The organism is Nonomuraea sp. CA-141351, assembly GCF_050944675.1.
GTDB lineage: Bacteria > Actinomycetota > Actinomycetes > Streptosporangiales > Streptosporangiaceae > Nonomuraea.
The window spans coordinates 6,996,239-7,016,335 of record NZ_CP191982.1; the positions used below are offsets into that span (position 1 = coordinate 6,996,239).

16 protein-coding genes and 1 pseudogene are annotated in these 20,097 nt (G+C 69.1%); 8 read left to right on the forward strand and 9 right to left on the reverse strand.

Annotation, left to right across the window (positions count from 1 at the left end; genetic code table 11):
• Nucleotides 1-274: 274 nt before the first annotated feature.
• Complete coding sequence (locus tag ACQPWU_RS33120) at nt 275-1,909, forward strand: PP2C family protein-serine/threonine phosphatase (protein WP_433428703.1); 1,635 nt, start codon at nt 275-277, stop codon at nt 1,907-1,909.
• Nucleotides 1,906-2,952: a cobalamin B12-binding domain-containing protein gene (locus tag ACQPWU_RS33125; protein ID WP_433428706.1), complete on the forward strand. Its 1,047-nt coding sequence runs from the start codon at nt 1,906-1,908 to the stop codon at nt 2,950-2,952. The genes ACQPWU_RS33120 and ACQPWU_RS33125 overlap by 4 nt, the downstream gene beginning before the upstream one ends.
• Here the strand turns inward: ACQPWU_RS33125 and ACQPWU_RS33130 are convergent.
• The 4 genes from ACQPWU_RS33130 to ACQPWU_RS33145 are packed head-to-tail and all read right to left on the reverse strand — an operon-like array spanning nt 2,949 to nt 7,962.
• The gene (locus tag ACQPWU_RS33130) at nt 2,949-3,851 is read right to left on the reverse strand and encodes a carbohydrate ABC transporter permease (protein WP_433428709.1); all 903 of its coding nucleotides are present in this window, start codon (nt 3,849-3,851) and stop codon (nt 2,949-2,951) included. The genes ACQPWU_RS33125 and ACQPWU_RS33130 overlap by 4 nt on opposite strands.
• Nucleotides 3,848-4,729, reverse strand: coding sequence for a carbohydrate ABC transporter permease (locus ACQPWU_RS33135; protein WP_433428712.1), 882 nt, complete (start codon nt 4,727-4,729; stop codon nt 3,848-3,850). The genes ACQPWU_RS33130 and ACQPWU_RS33135 overlap by 4 nt, the downstream gene beginning before the upstream one ends.
• Nucleotides 4,729-6,096 (reverse strand): extracellular solute-binding protein, encoded by a 1,368-nt coding sequence (locus tag ACQPWU_RS33140; protein ID WP_433428715.1) that lies wholly within the window; start codon nt 6,094-6,096, stop codon nt 4,729-4,731. The genes ACQPWU_RS33135 and ACQPWU_RS33140 overlap by 1 nt, the downstream gene beginning before the upstream one ends.
• Before the next feature lie 12 nt (nt 6,097-6,108).
• A complete protein-coding gene (locus ACQPWU_RS33145; RefSeq protein WP_433428718.1) occupies nt 6,109-7,962 on the reverse strand; it encodes a glycoside hydrolase family 127 protein in 1,854 nt (617 codons plus the stop codon).
• A 133-nt stretch (nt 7,963-8,095) separates the two neighbouring features.
• Between ACQPWU_RS33145 and ACQPWU_RS33150 the strand changes: the two genes are divergently transcribed.
• The 3 genes from ACQPWU_RS33150 (at nt 8,096) to ACQPWU_RS33160 (ending at nt 12,952) form a co-directional block, all read left to right on the forward strand.
• Nucleotides 8,096-9,127 carry a LacI family DNA-binding transcriptional regulator gene (locus ACQPWU_RS33150; RefSeq protein ID WP_433428720.1) on the forward strand — a complete coding sequence of 344 codons (1,032 nt, stop codon included), beginning with the start codon at nt 8,096-8,098 and terminating at the stop codon, nt 9,125-9,127.
• A gap of 355 nt (nt 9,128-9,482) precedes the next feature.
• The gene (locus tag ACQPWU_RS33155; protein ID WP_433428723.1) at nt 9,483-11,441 is read left to right on the forward strand and encodes an Ig domain-containing protein; all 1,959 of its coding nucleotides are present in this window, start codon (nt 9,483-9,485) and stop codon (nt 11,439-11,441) included.
• Between the two features lie 11 nt (nt 11,442-11,452).
• Nucleotides 11,453-12,952: an Ig domain-containing protein gene (locus tag ACQPWU_RS33160; RefSeq protein WP_433428725.1), complete on the forward strand. Its 1,500-nt coding sequence runs from the start codon at nt 11,453-11,455 to the stop codon at nt 12,950-12,952.
• Nucleotides 12,953-12,995: 43 nt separating this feature from the next.
• On the opposite strand, the gene ACQPWU_RS33165 is transcribed toward ACQPWU_RS33160, so the two are convergent.
• Nucleotides 12,996-14,246 (reverse strand): hypothetical protein, encoded by a 1,251-nt coding sequence (locus tag ACQPWU_RS33165; protein WP_433428727.1) that lies wholly within the window; start codon nt 14,244-14,246, stop codon nt 12,996-12,998.
• A gap of 325 nt (nt 14,247-14,571) precedes the next feature.
• Between ACQPWU_RS33165 and ACQPWU_RS33170 the strand changes: the two genes are divergently transcribed.
• Nucleotides 14,572-15,321 (forward strand): polysaccharide lyase, encoded by a 750-nt coding sequence (locus tag ACQPWU_RS33170; RefSeq protein ID WP_433428728.1) that lies wholly within the window; start codon nt 14,572-14,574, stop codon nt 15,319-15,321.
• 122 nt (nt 15,322-15,443) lie between these two features.
• Here the strand turns inward: ACQPWU_RS33170 and ACQPWU_RS33175 are convergent, their stop codons facing one another.
• Nucleotides 15,444-16,325 carry an N-acetyltransferase family protein gene (locus tag ACQPWU_RS33175; protein ID WP_433428731.1) on the reverse strand — a complete coding sequence of 294 codons (882 nt, stop codon included), beginning with the start codon at nt 16,323-16,325 and terminating at the stop codon, nt 15,444-15,446.
• A gap of 393 nt (nt 16,326-16,718) precedes the next feature.
• Between ACQPWU_RS33175 and ACQPWU_RS33180 the strand changes: the two are divergent.
• Nucleotides 16,719-16,784 (forward strand): annotated as a pseudogene (locus ACQPWU_RS33180) (hypothetical protein); the annotation flags it as partial.
• Between the two features lie 64 nt (nt 16,785-16,848).
• On the opposite strand, the gene ACQPWU_RS33185 reads toward ACQPWU_RS33180, so the two are convergent.
• The 3 genes from ACQPWU_RS33185 to ACQPWU_RS33195 all read right to left on the reverse strand — a co-directional run bounded on the left by ACQPWU_RS33185 (nt 16,849) and on the right by ACQPWU_RS33195 (nt 18,945).
• Nucleotides 16,849-17,625, reverse strand: a complete 777-nt coding sequence (locus ACQPWU_RS33185) for a DUF2267 domain-containing protein (protein ID WP_433428733.1) — start codon at nt 17,623-17,625, stop codon at nt 16,849-16,851.
• A 284-nt stretch (nt 17,626-17,909) separates the two neighbouring features.
• Nucleotides 17,910-18,563 carry a maleylpyruvate isomerase family mycothiol-dependent enzyme gene (locus ACQPWU_RS33190; protein ID WP_433428736.1) on the reverse strand — a complete coding sequence of 218 codons (654 nt, stop codon included), beginning with the start codon at nt 18,561-18,563 and terminating at the stop codon, nt 17,910-17,912.
• A 22-nt stretch (nt 18,564-18,585) separates the two neighbouring features.
• Nucleotides 18,586-18,945 (reverse strand): VOC family protein, encoded by a 360-nt coding sequence (locus tag ACQPWU_RS33195; RefSeq protein ID WP_433428738.1) that lies wholly within the window; start codon nt 18,943-18,945, stop codon nt 18,586-18,588.
• Nucleotides 18,946-19,013: 68 nt separating this feature from the next.
• Between ACQPWU_RS33195 and ACQPWU_RS33200 the strand changes: the two genes are divergently transcribed.
• The gene (locus ACQPWU_RS33200; RefSeq protein ID WP_433428741.1) at nt 19,014-20,051 is read left to right on the forward strand and encodes a sigma-70 family RNA polymerase sigma factor; all 1,038 of its coding nucleotides are present in this window, start codon (nt 19,014-19,016) and stop codon (nt 20,049-20,051) included.
• Nucleotides 20,052-20,097: the final 46 nt, after the last annotated feature.

Consider the following 20,097-nt stretch of genomic DNA (forward strand, 5'->3'; position numbering starts at 1 on the left):
ACGGCGCCACCACGCAGCAGTGATCTGCGAGTCACCCTCTCGAAAGCCGACATAGTGCATCCTCCTGATCTGGAGAGAGCTCGGGGGGCGAGCAATCGATTTCTCAGAAATGTAGGAGTCGACACGCCGACCGTCAAGAACTTGCTGTTACGGCTTGCTAAATCTGGGAATCGATATCCGCCTGTGAACGCGTGGCAGGGCCGGCCTGCGGAGGGTGAAAGTTACTGCAAAGAACCAAATGATGTGAAGAAGGCCACGGCCCGCACCACGTAGAGTGACGGATCTGAAGAGGGGGCTGGGGCGAGGCACGATCGGGATGGTGTGGGAAGACGCGCCGTACCCGATGCTGGCGATCAATGCCGCCGGCATCATCGAGCAGGCGAACGAAGCGGCCCGCCTGCTCCTCGTCGGCGCGGCCGCCGGCGTACCGCTGGCGCGGGTCGCTCCGGCATGGCTGTCGCGGGCCCACCGCGAGATCTGCGCCGGGCTCCGCCGGCGCACCGGGTGTGAGCCGGCTCGTGGGCCGGTCGGCCAGTCGGTGTTCGAGGCACATGCCGTACACGCCGACGGCGATCGTGTCACGTGGTGGCTCGTCGACGTCAACGAGCACCAGCGGGCCGCCGAGGCGCTGCACGCCGAGCGGGCGTGGACCGCGTTCATGGTCGAGGCGTCCGCCGAGCTGCTGTCCTCCCTGAACCTCGAGCGCTGTCTGGAGGCGACCGCGCGCCTGGCCGCCCGGCAGTTCGCCGACGCCGCGCTGGTCGTCATGCCGCTGGCCCTTCGCCAGCACGCGATCGTCTACTGCGATCCGCGGGGTCAGGTGGTCCGTGAGAGTGCGGCCATCGATTCCCGTACGGTCCCAGGGCTCACGGAGGCGCTGCAGGGCTTCCCCCCGGCGCCCACGCGGTGGATCGATCCAGCCGAGGCCCCCGGCTGGGTGCTCCGGGACCAAGGCGGCGAGGTGGGCTCCGTGGCGGTGACCGCACTGCCCGGCCACGGCCTGTCCGCGGGCGCGTTGGTGCTGCTGCGCCGCACCCGTCAGGCGGGCTTCTCGGAGGACGAGAAGGTGTTCGCGCCGCTGTTCACCGCGTGGGCCGGCGCGGCGATCTCCGTCGCACGGCTGTACGCCGAGCAGACGGCCATCACCGAGACCCTGATGGCCGGGCTGCTGCCGCCCGCGGCGCCGCCGCTGGAGGGCGTGGAGCTGGCGGCCCGCTACCGGCCCGCGGGCGACAGCGAGCAGGTCGGCGGCGACTTCTACGATGTGCATCCCGTCGTCGGCTCCGCGCGAGAGTCGCTGGTGGTGCTCGGCGACGTGTCCGGCAAAGGCCTGGAGGCCGCCGTGCTCACCGGCAAGATCCGCAACATCCTGCGGGCCCTGGTGCCGCTGGCCGACGACCACCATCGAGTGCTGGAACTGCTGAACGGTGTGCTGCTCACCGACGGCGATCCGACCCGCTACGTCACGCTCGTACTGGCCTCGATCGGACGCCGCGGAGGGCAGGTCGTGCTGCGGCTGACCAGCGCCGGGCACCCTCCGCCGCTGATCGTGCGGAACGACGGCCACGTGGAGCCGGTCCGCGCCGCCGGCACACTGATCGGCTTGGTGGAGCCCATCACCAGCGTCACCGAGTCGGTACTGCTGGAGCCCGGCGAGACGTGCCTGCTCTACAGCGACGGCATCGTCGAGGCCAGGGGCGGCCCGCTCGGCGATGAGTTCTTCGGCGAGGAGCGGCTGTGCGAGCAGCTCCGGCAGTGCGCCGGCATGCCTCCAGAAGCCCTGGCCGATCGGGTCCAGATGCTGGCGTGCCAGTGGGTCGGCGGTGGCGAGCACGACGACATGGCGGTCGTCGCCATCACCGCGTCCCGCGAGGAATCGCATGACGCTGCCGGACAGAGGCTGCCATGAGATACGACGTCCGCGAACGGGTCGAAGCGTTGTGGGCGGCGGCGACGGCCGGCGACGAGTACGCCGCCGCCGACGCGGTGCTGGCCACGCTCGACGCCGGGGTCCCGATGGAGACCCTGCTGCTGGACGTCGTCGCCGCCGTGCAGTCGCGCGTCGGCCAGGAGTGGGTGGCCAACCGCATCACGGTCGCCCAGGAGCACACCGCCACGGCGGTCAACGAGCGCGTGCTCGCCGCACTGGCCCATCATCCCTCCGTACGGGGGAATCCGGAGCCCAGCAGGGGCCGCGTCACGGTGGCATGCGTCCACGGCGAGTGGCACGCGTTCCCGGCCCGGCTGCTCGCCGAGGTGCTGCGCCTGCGCGGCTGGCACGTCGACTACCTGGGCGCGCAGGTGCCCACGCCGCAGCTGGTCGCACACCTGCACCGGACCAACCCGGACGCGGCGGCGCTGTCCGGCTCGCTCGCGAGCCGGCTGCCCACCGCACACGCGGCGATCACGTCGTGCCAGGCGGCGGGTACGCCGGTGCTGGCCGGTGGCGCCGCCTTCGGCCCGGACGGCCGCTACGCCCGCCTGCTCGGAGCCGACGCCTGGGCTCCCGACGCGTGCGCCGCCGCCGACCTCCTGGCCGGCGGGCCGTTGCCGCGCCGGCCCGGGTCCGGCCAGAGCGACGGCGGGCCGCCGCACCTGGCCGGCCACGAGTACGCCACTCTCACCAGGTCCGCCGGAGACCTGGTGAGAGGCGTCGTGGAAGAGCTGACCCGGCGCGTCCCCGAGATGGAGGCGGCGTACGCGGAGCACCAGCTCGGACACACCGCCGATGACGTGGCGTACGTCGTCGACTTCCTACGGGCCGCTCTGTACGTCGACGACCCCGAGCTGTTCGCCTCCTTCGTGGGCTGGATGGCGAAGATGCTCGCGGCACGCGGTATCCCGGCGCGCGTGCTGCTCTCCGTCCTGGACGCGCTGGCCCGCAGCCTGCCCGGTTTTCCCCGCGCCCTCGCCACGCTGGCGCGGGCGCGGGCCACCGCGACCGGCGGCTAGTTCTTGATGCCCGTCAGTGTGACGCCCTCGATGAAGTACCGCTGCAGGAAGAAGAAGAGCGCGATGATCGGCGCGATCACCGCCGCCGACGCCGCCATGAGGTATCCCCACTGGGTGATGTACATGCTCTGGAACGAGGCCAGCCCCAGCGACAGCGTGTAGTTCTCCTCGTTCTGCAGGTACAGGAGCGGCCCGAGGAAGTCGTTCCAGGTACCGATGAACGTGAAGATGGTCACCACGATGATCGCGGGCCTGGACAGCGGCATGACGATCGTCCAGAACACCCGCCACGGGGAGGCCCCGTCGATGTAGGCGGCCTCGTCCAGTTCGAACGGGATCGTCAGGAAGAACTGCCTGAGCAGGAAGATGTTGAACACTCCCCCGCCCGCCCCCGCGAACCAGCTGGGCACCGTGAGGGGCGCGATCGTGTCGATCGCGCCGAGCTCCTGCCACATGACGAACGTCGGGATGAGCGTCACCGCGTACGGCAGCATCACGCCGCTCAGCAGCAGCGCGAAGACGACGTTGCGCCCGCGCCAGCGCAGCCGGGAGAAGCTGAAGGCCGCGACCGCGCAGGTCAGCACCGTGCCGAGGACGCTGATGACGGCGATGACCAGCGTGTTGAGGAAGTAGCGGGCGAAGGGCTGAGTGGTGAGCGCCTCGGTGAAGTTCGACCACTGGAACGGCGAGGGGATCCACTGGGGCGGCGAGAGGAACATCTGCGCGTCCTGCATGAGAGCGCTGCGCACGAGCCACACGAACGGCAGCAGGGTCGGGATCGACCCCGCCACCAGTGCCACGTACAGCAGAGCCCGGCCGTACCTGCGAGGTTTGCGCAACCCCTCGGTGGGAGCCACTCGGGCCGCGCGGGTCTTGTCCGGGGTTGCCAGGGCCGTCATCGTGCGCCTGCCATCTCGTAGTAGACCCAGCGGCGGGCGTTTCTGAACATCAGGAACGTCACCACCATGATGATCATGAACAGCGTCCAGGCGAGCGCGCTGGCGTAACCCATCTCGCTCTCCGTGAACGCCTTGCGGAACAGGTAGTAGACGTAGAAGAGCGTGGCGTGGTTCGGGCCGCCCTCGGTCATCACGTACGCCTGGTTGAAGACCTGGAAGGTGCCGACGACACCGACCACCAGGTTGTAGAAGATGGTCGGCGTCATCATCGGCAGCGTGACGTGCCAGAAGCGCCGCCACGCGCCGCCGCCGTCGATCGACACGGCCTCGTACAGGTGCCTCGGCACGCCCTGCAGCCCGGCCAGGAAGATCACCATGGTGTTGCCGAAGCCCCAGGTGCTCATGATGATCATCGAGGGCACGGCCGTCGACTCGGCGTAGATCCACTGGGAGCCGGGCAGGCCGCCCTCCCGGAGCAGGGAGTTCAGCAGGCCGAAGTCCGGGTTGAAGATCCAGATCCAGAGCACGACGTTCGCGATGGCCGGGACGAGCGTCGGCAGGTAGAAGATCGTCCGCCAGATGGCCAGGCCGCGCACCTTCTGGTTGAGCAGCAGGGCCACGACGAAGCTGACGATCAGCACCAGCGGGACCGCGCCGAGCGTGTAGTACGTGGTGGTGCTCAGCGACTTCCAGAACAGGTCGTCGTGGACCATCGTGGCGTAGTTGTCCAGGCCGATGAACGACGGGCTGGCGCCGATCGTCCAGTCGGTCATGCTGAAGAACGCCGAGGCCACCATGGGCCCGATGGTGAAGATGACGAACCCCAGGATGGCGGGGAGCGCCATCAGGATGCCCCAGCGTGTCTCGAGGCGGCGCATCAGAGCTCCTGGGTGTGCTGCCAGCCCTGGAGCATGCTGGTGATCTTCGGCGCGACTTCCTTGAGGATCTCCGCGGCCGGGCGCTTGCCGGTCTCGAGCTCCTGGAGCGCGGGGGTCAGCACGTCGCTGCTGATGGTGGACATGTTCTTGACGCGGTTGCCGAACGTGGGCACGCCGTGGTCGCGGGCGTAGTCCACCACGGCGGTGCGGAACTCCGCCGGGTGCAGCTCGTTCTTCGTCCAGGAGTCGACGGACGCCTGGTCCTCGTAGTACTTCTTCTCCTGCGGCATCCACAGGCCCTTGGCGAACAGGTCGACGTAGCGCGGGTCGTTGTGGAAGGCGAACAGCTCGACCGCCTCCTGCTCGTGCTTGGATCCCGCGAACACCGCCGACGCGCCCGCCACCTGGCTGGCGGTGAACGGCTCCTTGTACTTGGGGAGCACGCCGATGCCGTAGTCCACCTTGCTCTCGTTCATGTCGAGCAGGCTCCAGTGGCCGTCCACCACCATGGCCACCCGCTTGGTCTTGAGCAGGATGTTGGTGCCCGGCGCGTCGTCGCCGGTCGCGGCGAGCTGGCCCGGGCCGGGCGCGACGCGGTGCTTGTAGACGAGGTCCTGCAGGTTCTGGAACACCTGGATCGCCTCGGGCGTGTCGAGCAGGCACTTCTTGCCGGCTTCGTCGGCGAAGTCCACGCCGTTGCTGCGCAGGAACCCGTACCAGGCCGCGCCGTAGGTGATGCTGCTGGAGATGCCGAACTGCTTGATCTGCTTCGAGTCGAAGCCCGACTCGTCCGGGTGCTTGCCGTTCTGGTCGATCGTCAGCTTGTAGGCGTTCTCGACGAGCTGGTCCCAGGTCCAGGCGGAGGCGGCGTCGGCGGGCGGCGTGACGCCGGCGGCCGCGACGGCGGACTTGCTGAACCACAGCAGCTCGATCTCGTTGGCCGTCGCGACACCGTGCAGGTTGTCCTGGCCGCTCCACAGGTACGCATCCGGCAGGTAACCGGCCAGCTGCGGATATTTCTTCAAATAGGGGAACAGGTTGACCAGCTTGCCCTGCTGGCCCAGGCGGTACGACATCGCCAGCGGCACATACCCGGCGTCCGGGAGCCGGTTGCTGGCCACGAGCGTGTTGAGCTTCACGTCGTACTCGTCGGGCGTGTACAGCGGCTTGACCTTCACCCCCGCGTGCTTCTGCTCGTACTGCTTGAGCATGCGCTCGACGGCCGCCTTCTCGAACGTCGAGCCCCAGTACATGAACTGCAGCTGCACGTTCCCGGCCGAGCCGGAGCCCGAGCCGTCGCCGCAGGCCGCCGCCGTGGCGCCGAGGGCGGCGAGCCCGCCCAGCTTCAACAGGTCGCGTCTTCTCATCCGCGTCTTTCCTTACGCGAGGGGGATCCACACCCGCATCGCGCCGCCGTCACGGTTGTCCCACTGGAAGTAGGGGACGGCGGTCGCGGTCACGCTGGTGGTGGTCGCCAGGGGTTTCGTGGTGTACGGCAGGCCACCGCCCGGCTGGTGCACGGCGGTGGCGTCGGTTTCGATCAGTACGGTGCGGCCGACGCCCTCGAGGTCGTCGACGGGCTTCACGCGCAGCGGAGCCTGCGGGCTCAGGGCGAGGTCGTCCACCTCCACGCCTTCGGGCTGGTCGATGTTCTCGAAGCAGTAGACGAGCGGTCCGCGCTCCAGCGCCACGGAGCCCCTGACCGCGTCGATCTTGTGGTGGGGGTAGGTGAGCCGGGGCGTCATGTCGAGTCGCAGCTCGACCGTGTCACCGCTCTGCCAGTTACGACGGATGCGGAAATATCCGTCTTCGGCGGCCCGGGCCGGGCGGTCGTCGACGTATGTGGCCTCGCTCCAGGCCGGGATGCGCAGGGCGAGCTCCCATTCGCCCGCCTCCTCGACCGTGATGCGGATGAGCCCGTCCCACGGGTAGTCGGTCTCGACCCGGATCTTCCCGCCGACCGTCCCCGGGACGTACTGGTGCAGCTGGAGGCCGGAATCGGTCGTGGTGGCCACGTAGGCGCCGAGCGAGGCCACCAGGCGCATGATGTTCGGCGGGCAGCAGGCGCACGCGAACCACTCCCTGCGCCGCCCGAGGTAGGCGTCCTCGACGAGGTCGTCCCTGCGCTGGAGCGGGTTGACGTAGAAGAAGCGCAGGCCGTCGGCCGAGGTCGAGGCGGCGAAGGCGTTGTGGAGCGTGCGCTCGATCAGGTCGGCGTGGCGGCCGTGACCGGTGGCCAGGAGCAGCCGCCAGTTCCAGTGGATGCCGGCGATGGCGGCGCAGCTCTCGCTGTAGGCGCGGTCGGGCGGCAGCTCGTAGCGCTCGCCGAACGCCTCGCCGTCGTGGCGCGAGCCGAGGCCGCCCGTGATGTACGTCTTGGTGGCGACCATGTCCTCCCAGCGGCGCAGCGAGCACTCCAGCAGCGACTCGTCGCCGGTCTCCAGGTAGACGTCGACGATGCCGGCCTCCAGGTAGAGCTGGCGCACGGCGTGGCCCACCGCGGTGCCGGCCTCGCGTACCGGCAGGTGGTCCTGGGCGTACAGCATGCCCATGCCGCTGTCCTTGATGAGGCCCTTGCCGCGGTTGTCGATCAGCTTGGAGGCCAGGTCCAGGTAGGAGCGCTCGCCGGTCACCCGGTAGAGCTCGACCAGGGCGGTCTCGACCTCCGCGTGGCCGTCGATGCCGTCGTTCCCGCCGGTCAGGAACACCTCGACCAGGTGGTCGGCGAAGCGCCTGGCGACCTCGACCACCCCCTCGCCGATCCCGGCACGGGCGGCCGCCACCGCCGCCTGGAACAGGTGGCCCGCGCAGTACATCTCGTGGCTGTACTCGAGCTCGGCGTAGATCTTGTCCGGTTTGACGACCTGGTAGTGCGAGTTGAGGTAGCCGTCGGCCCGCTGGGCCTTCTTCAGTACGGCCGCCGCCTGGTCGGCGAACTCGCCGTACCCGGGCTCGGGCGCACGGACCTGCTCCCAGGAGATCGCCTCGAGCTGCTTGTAGAGGTCGGAGTCCTGGAACCGGTAGCCCTGGAACGGCCCCTCGCCCTCCCCTCCCGCTCGCCGCAGGTTGGGCAGAGCGCCCGAGCGCTCCATCTGCTCCAGGCCCAGCGGGATGCTGGCCTCGTGGTTGATCCGCTGCCACCGCGCGAACGGGCCGCCGGTGATGACCACGTCTTGGATCCCGAGCGGCCGCCACACTGTCCGGCCGGACGGAATGACAGGACTCTGCTGCATCTAGCTCCTCAACCTCTGACCTCATTGAGAAACCTTGGGAATAGGTTTTCTCAAACGGAGGGTAAGGTGTGATACATCACAGGTCAAGAGGATGCTTGTGCGCAATAAGGTGTGATCGCGAAAGGGGACTCGGTTGGCCAACGCTTCCGATGGGACAACGAGAACCGTCACGATCAGGGACGTCGCGGCGGCCGCCGACGTGTCGATCGGCACCGCGTCCAAGGCGCTCAACGGGCGCGGCCGGATGCGGACCGAGACCCGAGACCGGGTGCTCGCCGCCGCCGAACGGCTCGGCTTCCGGCCCAATCCGCTGGCCCAGGGGCTGCTGGCGGGCCGCACGTACACGGTGGGCCTGGTCACGGGCGACAGCTTCGGCCGCTTCAGCATCCCGGTGATGCTGGGTGCCGAGGACGCGCTGGGCGCGGGCCAGATCTCGGTGTTCATGTGCGACACGCGCGACGACCCGATCAGGGAACGACACTATGTCGAGCGCCTGCTGGCCAGGCGCGTCGAGGGCATCATCGTCACGGGGCGCCGCACGGAGCCGCGGCCTGGGATCGGCCGGGACCTGCCCGTTCCGGTCGTGTACGCGATGACGCAGTCCACGGACGACTCGGACATCTCGATCATCCCGGACGACGAGGGCGGCGGAGCGCTGGCCGCCCGGCACCTCATGGCTACGGGGCGCACCCGCATCGGCCACGTGACCGGCCCTCAGCGCTTCGAGGCGGCGCGGCGGCGCGCGCAGGGGCTGACCACCGCCCTCGCCTCCGCCGGGCTGTCGCCCGCGGGTGAGATCCTCTACGGGCAGTGGAGTGAGGAGTGGGGCCGCCAGGGGGCCGACGTGCTGCTGCACGCGGCGCCCGACGTGGACGCCATCTTCTGCGGGAGCGACCAGATCGCGCGAGGGGTGGCCGAGACGCTGCGGGAGCGGGGGCGGCGGGTGCCTGAGGACGTGGCGCTGGTGGGGTTCGACAACTGGGAGCCGATGGCGCTGGGGTGCCGGCCGCCGTTGACGACCGTCGACATGAATCTGGGCGAGATCGGGCGCCTGGCCGCCCGTCACATTCTGGACGCGATCGCGGGCAACCCGACGACCGGCGGCGTCACCATCGTCCCGGCCAGCCTGGTCCTGCGCGAGTCCACCCGCCGCGCCGCCCCCTGACCCCCGGCCGCAACCTGCTCGCATGTCGGCGACACGCCGTCAGCCGGCCGCCGCACACGTTGCGCCGAACACCGCCGCACACCCACTAGCCGCACCGGCGCTCGAGGGGCTCATGCCGGCGAGGGGCCGCTCCTCATCCGAGGGACCGACGTGCGCGGCTGGACGCGGCACGTCCGGCGTCACAAAGAACCGCACCCGTGACGCGTCCCGGTCCGCCACACCGAACTGCCATCCCGTCCCCCAAGGGGCCCGCGCCCGGGAGATGACAGCCGTGGGGGCGGGGGTTGACCGGTGCTGTGTAACACCTTACTGTGCGCGTGGGAAAACCTATTCCCAAATCCTTTGAGGAGTCCGGATGGACCGAGGATCCCGCCACGCCCTCAAGGCCGCGAAGGGCGCCAGGCGAATCACCGTTGCGGCAGTCTTACTCGCCTCCTTACTCAGCGGCGTGCCGCAGCAAGCGCACGCCGCGCCCACCGCCACGGTGGTCGACATGTTCGGCAGGACCGTCAACGACTACGGCGTCAAGCTGGTCGACTGGCAGGGCTACCTGGCCAATCCGTACGTCGAGCTCACCCTCAAACCCCCGCCCGACGCGCGGTACCCCGTCACCATCGACCTCAAGGCCGAGGGCACCTCCAGGCTCATGATGGACCTGCCCAGCCAGCTCACCGCCACCGGCGCCACCAAGACGCTGACCTTCGCCAGCGCCACCGATCAGAAGCCGTTCCGCCTCGCGATCCACTCCAAGCGCGGCCCCGGCCAGGATGAAAGTTACACGCTCAAGCTCGGCATCAGGGATGCGAGCGGCACGACGTACCAGCAGCAGATGCCGATCCGGGTGCAGCAGGACGAGAAGACCGCGCTGCAGCCCAGCCTGCCCCTCACCTTCGACTACCGCTACGACGACATCACCGGCTACTTCAACGAGCCGAACTTCAGGACCGCCGCCGAGGAGGCGGTGAAGGACTGGTTCAGGTTCTTCGACATGCAGCCGTTCGACACCGTGGCGGCCGGGGCGGAGAACAACCACCTGCCGGGCAACGACTGGCAGAACAACATCAACGTCACCAACAACGCCGCCTACAACGGCATGTACGTGTTCTTCCGCGGCATCCAGACGCCGTACTCGACCGGCTACCCCGCCGCCAACGGCAAGTACAGCACCCGGGGCGGCCAGCAACTCGCGGGCCCGCTGCACCGGTCCACCGCGATGATCTTCGAGTACGACGAGGCGAACAAGCAGCTGTTCACCTCCCTGGCCGACGAGGACTGGTACAAGACGGACATCGCGGGCTCGGTGCTCGACGTGCACGGCCTGGTCATGCACGAGTACGGCCACGCGGTCGCCTTCCACAGCGACTGGGCCGGCATGCGCGCATACGTCCAGAACGGCGGCAATGATCCTGACGTCGTCGCCTACCAGGGGTATCCCGTTCCGCTGGACAGCAGCTACCACATCCCGGGCGACCAGAAGTACTGGGACCGGATCAGCGGGCAGAACGGCGGCTGGACGCACATGTTCCCCACCCGCCGGTGGATGATGACCAAGCTCTCGCTCCTCATCGCGGAGAACGCCGGGTGGAAGCTCAACCGCAACCTCACCCCGTTCCTGCCGCCGTCCATCGTCACCGCCTCGCTCCCCTCCGCCACTCCCGGCACCGCCTACCAGCAGACGCTCCAGGCCAAGGGCGGCGTGCCCTTCTACGACTGGCAGGTCACGAGCGGCTCCCTGCCCGCCGGGCTCACCCTCGACCGGTTCACCGGGACGATCAGCGGCACCCCCACCACGGCGGGGACGTCCGGTTTCACCGTGCAGCTGCGGGACTACGACAAGCTCAGCACGCCGGTGACCAGGACGTTCCAGCTCACTGTGGGCAGCGGCGGCGGGACCTCCGTGAACGTGGCCGGGAGTGCGACGCCGACCGCCTCGTACACCTCCCCGTGGGAGAGCGTGGCGGCGGTCAACGACGGCATCGACCCGCCCAGCTCCAATGACACCGTCAACCGCCGCTGGGGCACCTGGCCCAACACCGGCTCCCAGTGGGCCGAGCTCACCTGGCCGGCCGCCCAGACCCTCAAGGCCGCCGACGTCTACTTCTTCGACGACAACGACGGCGTCCGCCTGCCCTCCTCCTGGAAGCTCCAGTACTGGAACGGCAGCGCGTACGCCGACATCCCCGGCACCTATCCGATCGCCATCAACGCCTACAACCACGTCACGTTCAACCAGATCAGCACCACGCGCTTGCGCGTGGTCCTGCAGAGCGGCCAGGCCTCGGTAGGGCTGCTCGAAGTGAAGGCCTTTACCTAGAAAAGGATTCGATGAGGAAGTTCGCCACACTCAGCGCGCTGGCCGCCTTGGCCGGCGCGCTGTCCATCCCCTCCCCCAGCCTCGCCGCGCGCCAGCCGGCTCCCGCGCTGGAGGTGTACGACATCTTCTACCGCAAGGTCAACGACTACGGCGTCCAGCTCGTGGACTGGCAGGGTTACCTCGCCAACCCGTACATCGAGCTGACGGTACGCGCGCCGAAGGTCCCCGGCATCAGCTACCCGCTGAAGGTGGACCTGCAGGCCAAGGGCACGTCCAGGCTGATGTTCAACATGCCGAGCGAGCTGACGGCCACCGGCGCGACCAAGTCCTTCACGCTCACCGGCCCCGCCGACCGAGAGGTCGTCCGGCTGGCCATCCACTCCAAACAGAGCGGCGGCCAGGACGAGCTGCACCAGTGGATCATGAAGACCACGGACGCGTCCGGCGGCACGAACACGCAGACCATGCCGATCAGGGTGCAGCAGGACGAGAAGACCCCGCTCAAGCCCACCATCCCCATCGACTTCGACTACCGCTACGACGACATCACCGGCTACTTCAAGGACCCCGGCGTGCGCAAGGCCGCCGAGGCCGCGGTCAGGAACTGGTTCGCGTTCTTCGACCTGAAGCCGTTCGACACGGTGCCCGCGGGCGACGAGGTCAACCGGCTGCCGGGCGACGACTGGCAGAACGAGGTCGAGGTCTCGAACGCCAAGCCGTACAACGGCATGTACGTGTTCTTCCGCGGCATCCAGACGCCGTACTCGACCGGCTACCCGACCATCAACGGCAAGTTCCACACCCAGAACGGCAAGCCCACCCCCTACCACCGCTCGACCAGCATGATCCTCGAGTACGACGAGCAGCTGATGAAGCTGTTCACCTCCCTCAAGGACGAGGACTGGTACAAGACCGACCTCGGCCAGGTGATCGACGTCGAGGGGCTGGTCATGCACGAGTACGGCCACGCGGTCGCCTTCCACAGCGACTGGCAGGGCATGGCCGACTACGTGGCCTCCAAGGGCAAGAACGACCAGGACGTCATCGACTACCAGGGCTACCCCGTGCCCCTCGACACCAGCTACCACGTGCCCGGCGACGATCCGTACTGGGACCGGATCAGCGGGCAGAGCGGCGGCTGGCGGCACGTCTTCCCGACCCGCAGGTGGGAGCTGACCAAGCTCTCACTGCTGATCGCGGAGAACGCCGGGTGGAAGCTGAACAGGAACCTGACCCCGTTCCTCAAGCCCTCGATCGAGACCTCCGCCGTCCCCGCGGCGAAGGCAGGGGCCGCGTACGAGCAGCGGCTCCAGGCCAAGGGCGGGGTCCCGTTCTACGACTGGCAGGTCGTCGACGGCTCGCTGCCCGCGGGCCTGAACCTCGACCGGTTCACCGGGGCGATCACCGGCACGCCCACCGCGGCCGGGACCGCCACGTTCACCGTCCAGCTCAGGGACAACGACAAGCTGAGCACCCCTGTCACGCGCGAGTACAAGCTCACGGTGGCGTGAACGACCGGAGGGCGGCGGAGACCCCGCCGCCCTCCTCTTTTCGCTAGTAGCCGTAGCGGCTCTTCAGGTGCCGCCACCAGTCGCGCAACATCCACGCGTCGAAGTCCGTGATGTACGCCGCGCTGCCCGCCTTCATCAGGAAGCAGCACTGGCCCGTCGGAGTCCAGTCGTAGAAGTCGTCCAGGCCGAACGAGTGGCCCATCTCATGCAGGAGGATGTGGATGTTGTCGGTGTTGAGGTTGGACATGTAGTACTCGCTGCCGATCCGCTGCCCCCAGTCGCCCCCGGCTCCCCCGCCGAACCCGGCGGTCAGCCACAGCGACATGTCGTAGTGGTGCGACGCGCCGCCCGGGCAGTTCGGGTAGGTGCCGCTCTGGTTGAAGAACCGGCCGCAGGGCTCGGCGCACTGGGGCGCGTTCTCCCGGATGTTGTTGACGTAGATGTCCACCGAGTTGTCGCTCCACTGCAGCTGCGCCCGGTCGCGTACGGCCCAGCCCACGACCTTGACCGGCACCGTCGCGTACGGCCAGCCGTTGTGGCCGGCCATGACGTCCATCCACTTCTTGAACTGGCGGGCCAGCGCGGCGTGGATCTGGTCACGCTGAGCCGCCGTCACCGTGGCGGTGCTGTCCCAGCGGACGCAGTAGTTGATCGAGCCGCCGTTGGCCATGACCTGGTCCCAGCCGTAGTTGCGGAACCCGTACAGGTTGGGATAAGTGCTCTCGACGTGCTGCCAGACCTCGTTGAGCGGGGTGACCAGATTGGCCGGCGGGTTCCAGGTCGAGGTGCCGCCGCCGGAGTCGGGGGCGTACGCCTTCACTTCGAGCAGGCCCACCGAGCCCTGGCCGCTCTGCAGGACGACGCGCAGCCGCGTGGTGCTGACCTGCGTGAAGCTCACCTTGTTGTAGGCGTTGACCGCGACCGGGTAGGTGGCGGCGATGTCGGTGTAGGCGCTGCCGTTCCAGTACTGGAGCTTCCAGGAGGCTGGGACGCGGACGCCGCCGCCGTCGTCGAAGAAGTAGACGTCGGCTGCTTTGAGGGTCTGGGTGGAGGTCCAGGTGAGCTCGGCCCATTGGCTGCCGGTGTTGGGCCAGGTGCCCCAGCGGGGGTTGACGGTGTCGTTGGAGCTGGGCGGGTCGATGCCGTCGTTGATCGCAGCCACGTTCTCCCAGGACGAGGTGTACGAGGCGGACGGGGTCGCGCTCCTGGCCACGTTCGTGTCGGCCAGGGCGTTCTGGATGGGTAAGAAGAAGCAGGCGATCAAGAGAAGGGGCAGGACTGCCAGGCGTTTCATACGACACCTCTGGTCTTGGTAGCGCTAACATTGCGGCGCGCCATCGGCGGGTAAGCGCTTGCTTTGATCGCACGGACGGGCGCTCGCGTCAATCCGGGAGCGGCGGTGCCGTCGGCGACCTGCGGGTTCGCGTTGAAACTTTCACGCTCCGGCACGGCGTGCGGGCTCGGCCGAGGGCGACCGCGCCGATGAGCACGGCGGCCGGCGGGTGCGCCTATTTTGCTACCTTCTCTCAAAATATTCTGCTACCTTCTCTCAAAATTGACCCCGACCGTGGCCCACGTCGGAAAGGCGGACCGTGGACCCGGCACGAGGAGGAGCACACATGACCGCACCCCCCATCACCAGGCGGCTGCCCGGCACGCTGTTACTGACCGCCGCGCTCTTGGCCGCCGTCGCCGAGCCGGCCCAGGCGTCGGTGGACTTCTCGAACACCGGCGTGCTGGCGGGCTGGGACATCGCCACCCAGCGCCAGGGCACGGTCACCGAGGTCGGAAGCCCGGTCTACAAGGGCACCAAGGCCCTGCGCGCCCGCCAGATCTACGAGACCAGCGACGGCAACCGCTATCACGCCGAAGCCATCGAACGCGGCCTCTTCGTCAACGGCCAGGACCGCTACTACGGCCAGGCCGTCTACATCCCATCCGACTGGCAGTACCACGACCAGGACGTCGTCATTCAGCAGTGGGCGACGGAAACCCCGGCCAGTCCCTGGCTGGGCATGAACATCACCGGGGACAAACTCGTCTACGACAAGGTCCGCGGCTCGGGCCAGATACGGCAAGCCTTCGCGGACATGCCACGCGGCCGCTGGGTCCGCATCGTCACCCGCCTCAAGATGACCGGCTCGGGCATCCTGGAGATCTGGGTGGACGGGGTGAAGAAGGTGAGCCAGACCGGCGACTGGTCCACGAGCTGGAACGGCAGCCCCTCCATCCGCTGGTCGACCGGCATTTACGCGGGCGCGTGGAGCACGCAACCGCCCAAGGGCCAGTCGGACTTGTCCGTTTACCATGACAGCCTGCGGATCGCGACCACGTACGCCGAGGCCGACCCGGCGAACTGGTCCGGCTAGCGTCGACAACCGTGAGCCCGGCCGCCGCCCGAGCCGGCCGGCACCACGTTGTGCCGGCCGGCGTTGACTCCGGCCGGCACGACGTACTCAGATCGGGTCGCCCGGGAAAGCCTGGGCTGCCGCTACAGGTCGAGCTGCCACGTCACCGTCTTGTGGGTCGGCACGTAGCCGAGCGCGTCGTTGACGGCGCGCATGTGGCGGTTGCCGTCGGCCGTGTCGGTCAGCAGGCCGGCGAGGTCCGGATGGCGCTCGCGCGCCTGCCGGATCGCCTCAGCCTTCATCCAGCGCGCCAGGCCGTGCCCGCGGTGCTCGGGGAGCACACCGGTGCCGTAGTGCTGGGCGTCGCCCTTGCCGTTTCCGGGGACGACCAGCTCGGTGAACCCCGCCACCGAGCCGTCCGGCTCCGCGATGGCGACGACGGTGCGGAGCAGGTCGCCCCGGTCCGCGACGGCCTGCGCCGCGGCCCGCACGCGGTCGACGTCCCAGCTCACAGTGCCGTAGTCCAGGTCGTCCATCGGCATGTCGTCCATGGCGCGGCGGGACGCGGCGAACGTCTCCGCCAGTTCGTCCGGCACGACCCCGTCCCACACGACCAGCCGGTAACCGGGGTGCGGGCTGCGCACGATCTCCGCGAGGGCCGCGAGGTCGGCCTGCGCGAGCGGCAGCCGCGCGTACGTCAGGGTCAGGACCGTACGGAAACCATGCGCTGCGAGGAAGGCGTCTCCCGGCGAGCCGGCATCTGCCTGTGCGATGACGCGGCGTCGCCCGTCTTCGCGGGCCGCCGCCACCGCGTCCGCCAGCAGGCGGGAACCGATGCCGCTACGCCGCTCGGCCGGATGGACCTGGAGCTCGAGCTCGGCCAGGTGATCCTGGCCGGCCCTGGTGAACAGGCGGAGGAAGGCCCACCCGGCCGGAACGCCGGTAGGTAGCGCGGCCAGCCAGGCGAGGCGGCGGCTGGACGGAGTCAGCTGAGGGTCGGTCAGAGGGGTGATGCGAATCGACACGATGTCTCCGGCTTGAGGAGGTTGGTGATGACAGAGCTGCGGATTCGCTGCTGGACAGTCGTGCGCATCTGCTGCACACCTCCTCGAGTAAGGGCCTGACATCGAGCTCGAAATGCAGACTATAGCCGCATTCACCCGCGAACCGCTGGCTGTGCGACGGCCGTGGTTCGTAGCGTGTCACCACATGACGACAGTGCTCTACGTACCACAGTGGCAAGGATCGGCTTCGAAGCGGGCGCCCGGCGCGCCGCCGAGCTGGTTCCAGCCGACGCCTGGGTCACCGTGCCCGTGCTCGCGACGGCCGGGGAGAAGGAGGCAGGGGTACGCGCGCTCGGCGTGCTCGTGGAGAACCTGCGGCTGACCGGGGAAGCCCTGGCCGGCATCGACGACGCGGTGGTCACCGTCGGCGGCGACTGCGGGGTGGACCTGGCACCGATCGCCGCCGCCCGGGCCCGGTACGGCGACCGGCTGACGGTCCTGTGGATCGACGCGCACCCGGACCTGTACGCGCCGGAGGAGATCCCTATGGTCGGGGCAGCAGTTGCCAGTATTCGTCGGGCAACTGCGCGGTCACGTCGAAGTACTCCTCACTGGAGATCGACTCGCGCAACACACCGAAGACGGCCTGGGCGTGCTCGCGAGCCATCGCCGGCGAGGCGCCCTCGCGCTCGGCGATCCGCTGCACGAACTCGTCCACGGACATGCGCACCGCCCGGCCGGGGCCCGCGGCCTTGCCGCGCTTCAGCGGCGGGTGCAGGTCGACGTGGATCTGGCTGATCAGGTCGTCGACCTCGCCCGGAGCGATGCGCTCGGCGAGCGTCTCCAGCACCGCCTCGGTGGCCCGGCGTGCGCCCTCGGGGTCGAGCCCGGTCCGTTTCGCGACCTTGGCCAGGAACTCGTCGGCCGGCAAGATCTCGACGAACCGCCGTTGGGCCTCCGCGACCAGGGGCTCGAAGTCGTCCGGGAGTTCGGCCGCCATGTCGGCGATCTCGTCGGGGCTCGCGGCCTGCCCGATCGCCCAGAAGACCGCACGGGCGTGCCGGTCTGCTGTGTCGAGGTCCACACCCTCGCGTTCGGCGACGCGCCGCAGGAACTCGTCGACATCGAAGGCGTCGGCGTCCGTGTCGGTGTAGAGCCAGGGCATCAACTCGGGAGGCAGCTCTGTTTGGAGATCCCGGCTCTGCCCCTTCGAGAGCCGCTCGGCGAGGGTTCGGAGCGTGGCCTGCACAGCGCGTTCCACAGCCTGCCTCCCCCCGCCGATCTGCCGCTCCACGATCTTGAAGAACTGCTCGTAATCCATGCCAACCCCCGCGCCGGCTCCGTCACAGTACGCGTTCTTGCTGGTCAACTACCCCGTAATGGAGACTGTCACCCGCGCTCCCGAGAGCTCGGCCACCGGCCACGGGGGTTGGCCGGCTTCGGCCGGCGCAGGGTGACGGGCCGGATCCGAGCGCCTGGCGGCTCCCTCACACCTGCCGACCTAGCCGCCGCCTCGGCCACAGCGGTGACGGGCACCGCCTCCTCGCGAACACCTCTCAGCGCGGCCTCCACCAGTACCTGACGCATGACGGGACGCGGCCGGCGTCATGGGGTCTCACCGCGGTCGCGCAAGGTCGCGACACCCTCGCCCTCGAGCTCGTCACAGTACGTGGTGCGCCCGGTCATGGCCATCATCAGCGCCAACGTGGTGCCCGTCACGAGCGGCCCGGAACCGGCGGTGAACGGCCCGTTGTTCGCGACGAGGCGCAGGCCGCGGATTCGCCCCTTGGCGAGGACGACCAGGTCGGAGCGCCGGTAGTAATCGGCCAGCAGGGTGAGCGTCTCCGTCGGGTAGTCCCGGCGGATGCCCAGAGGCCGCCGGATGTCCTCGCCGTGCACGATCGTCTCGCCCAGCATCGCCACGGTCGGCAGGGGCGGTTTGGTAGTGCCGGCGATGACGCCGCGGAACCTGTCGAGCGTCTCGGCCGGGCCTGCTCCCAACTGCTCGGCCAGCCGCATGGCCACCTGTTCGTCGAAGTCGAAGCGGCAGCGAATGACGCCTGCCAGCCATCGCAGAGGCTTGAGAGAGGCCCCCGAGGTGAGGTGCGCCAACACCTCGCGCACGGTCAAGCCGGTGCACAGCGACGGCGTGGCCCACTGTTCGTCGGTCAGATCCGCCAGGTCGGCCGCCAGGGCCGCCCGTTCGGCGTGGATCAGCGACCAGAGGCCGGCGTCGCGGTGCCGGGTGGGGTCGGTCATATGTTCCCTCCTGTCCGGGCTGTCAGCGGCTCAGTACGCCGACGAGGTTCCCGTCGGGGTCGGTGAACACCGCGATCCGGCCGAGCGGCGTCCGCGCCGGCTCCATGACGCGGCCGCCGCCGAGTCTTTGCGCTCGTGCCAGTGCGTCGTCGACGTCGTCGACCGGGAAGTAGACCACGATCCCGGTGTAAGGGCTGTGAGGACCGGCCTGTCCGATCCCGCCCGTCGGCCGCCCGCCGTCGTCGCCGACCAGCGCGTACGTCTCGTCAATGGCGTTCATCGGCCAGCCGAACATTTCCTGATAGAAGCGTCGTGCTCGCCGGGCATCGGGAGTGGAGATGTCGAACCACCCGGGCGCATGGTGATGAGGGGTCGATGTCATTGCAGTCCTCCTGGGTCGTCATGGCCTGTCGCAGGTAGGACTGCCGCTGTGCGGCACAATCGTCGCTTGTGGGGGAAATTTCTTTCGGGCACTCCGCGACCGAGGCCGCCGATCTGGCCCGGGCGCGCGAGGGAGACGATGACGCCTTCACCCGCCTGGTGGGACCGCTGCGCCGCGAGCTGCATGCGCACTGCTACCGCATGCTGGGTTCGACCCATGACGCCGATGACGCGCTCCAGGACGCCCTGCTGCGAGCCTGGCGGGGACTCGCCCGGTTCGACGGCCGAGGCTCGCTGCGTTCGTGGCTCTACACCGTGGCCACCCGTACCTGCCTGGACCTCATCGCATCCCGCGGCAAGCGGGCGCTGCCCACCGACCTCGGCCCGTCCAGCGACCGAGCCGTACCCGACGCCGCCCCGCTGACCGACATCGCCTGGCTGGGCCCGTACCCCGATCAGGGCCTCGCCGACGGCCCGGCCACGCCTGAGGCCCGCTACGAGCAGCGCGAGTCCGTCGAACTCGCCTTCGTCGCCGCGCTGCAGCACCTGCCGGGCAACCAGCGGGCAGCGCTGCTGCTGTTCGACGTCCTGGGGTTCTCCGCCGCCGAGATCGCCACCATGATGAACACCTCGACCACCTCGGTGAACTCCGCCCTGGCGCGGGCCCGCAAGCTCACCGCGCAGAGAGCCTCCTCCCCCACTCAGCAGCAGACGCTGCGGAAGCTCGGCGACGCCCACGTACGCAAGCTGGTCACCGGATTCGCCGCGGCGCTGGAACAAGGCGACGCCGACGCCCTGGTGGCGCTGCTGACCGAGGACGTCACCTGGTCGATGCCGCCCCTGGCGCACTGGTACCGCGGCTTGGAGGCCGTCACCGACTTCGCCCTTCAGGTCCCGATGACCAGATGCCCCAGCTGGCGCACCCTGCCCACCAGCGCGAACGGCCAGCCCGCCGTGGCCTTCTACGTCGGCGCGGACCCCGCGGGACCGCACCTCGCGTGGTCGATCACCGTACTCGGGCTGCGTGGCGAGCACATTGCCGAGATCGTCTCGTTCCTCGGCCCCGGCCACTTCGCATCCTTCGCCTTGCCCGCCTCGCTGCCCTGAGAACGCCAGGATGATGGACACCCGGCCATCGTCCAGCGCAGCAACG

Bases quoted from the DNA above. Each gene is read 5' to 3' on its own strand.
- ACQPWU_RS33125 (WP_433428706.1), top strand. From the start codon at position 1,906: ATGAGATACGACGTCCGCGAACGGGTCGAAGCGTTGTGGGCGGCGGCG.
- ACQPWU_RS33190 (WP_433428736.1), bottom strand. From the start codon at position 18,563: ATGACCGACCCCACCCGGCACCGCGACGCCGGCCTCTGGTCGCTGATC.
- ACQPWU_RS33195 (WP_433428738.1), bottom strand. From the start codon at position 18,945: ATGACATCGACCCCTCATCACCATGCGCCCGGGTGGTTCGACATCTCC.
- ACQPWU_RS33145 (WP_433428718.1), bottom strand. From the start codon at position 7,962: ATGCAGCAGAGTCCTGTCATTCCGTCCGGCCGGACAGTGTGGCGGCCG.
- ACQPWU_RS33155 (WP_433428723.1), top strand. From the start codon at position 9,483: ATGGACCGAGGATCCCGCCACGCCCTCAAGGCCGCGAAGGGCGCCAGG.
- ACQPWU_RS33130 (WP_433428709.1), bottom strand. From the start codon at position 3,851: ATGACGGCCCTGGCAACCCCGGACAAGACCCGCGCGGCCCGAGTGGCT.
- ACQPWU_RS33140 (WP_433428715.1), bottom strand. From the start codon at position 6,096: ATGAGAAGACGCGACCTGTTGAAGCTGGGCGGGCTCGCCGCCCTCGGC.
- ACQPWU_RS33165 (WP_433428727.1), bottom strand. From the start codon at position 14,246: ATGAAACGCCTGGCAGTCCTGCCCCTTCTCTTGATCGCCTGCTTCTTC.
- ACQPWU_RS33170 (WP_433428728.1), top strand. From the start codon at position 14,572: ATGACCGCACCCCCCATCACCAGGCGGCTGCCCGGCACGCTGTTACTG.
- ACQPWU_RS33185 (WP_433428733.1), bottom strand. From the start codon at position 17,625: ATGGATTACGAGCAGTTCTTCAAGATCGTGGAGCGGCAGATCGGCGGG.
- ACQPWU_RS33135 (WP_433428712.1), bottom strand. From the start codon at position 4,729: ATGCGCCGCCTCGAGACACGCTGGGGCATCCTGATGGCGCTCCCCGCC.
- ACQPWU_RS33160 (WP_433428725.1), top strand. From the start codon at position 11,453: ATGAGGAAGTTCGCCACACTCAGCGCGCTGGCCGCCTTGGCCGGCGCG.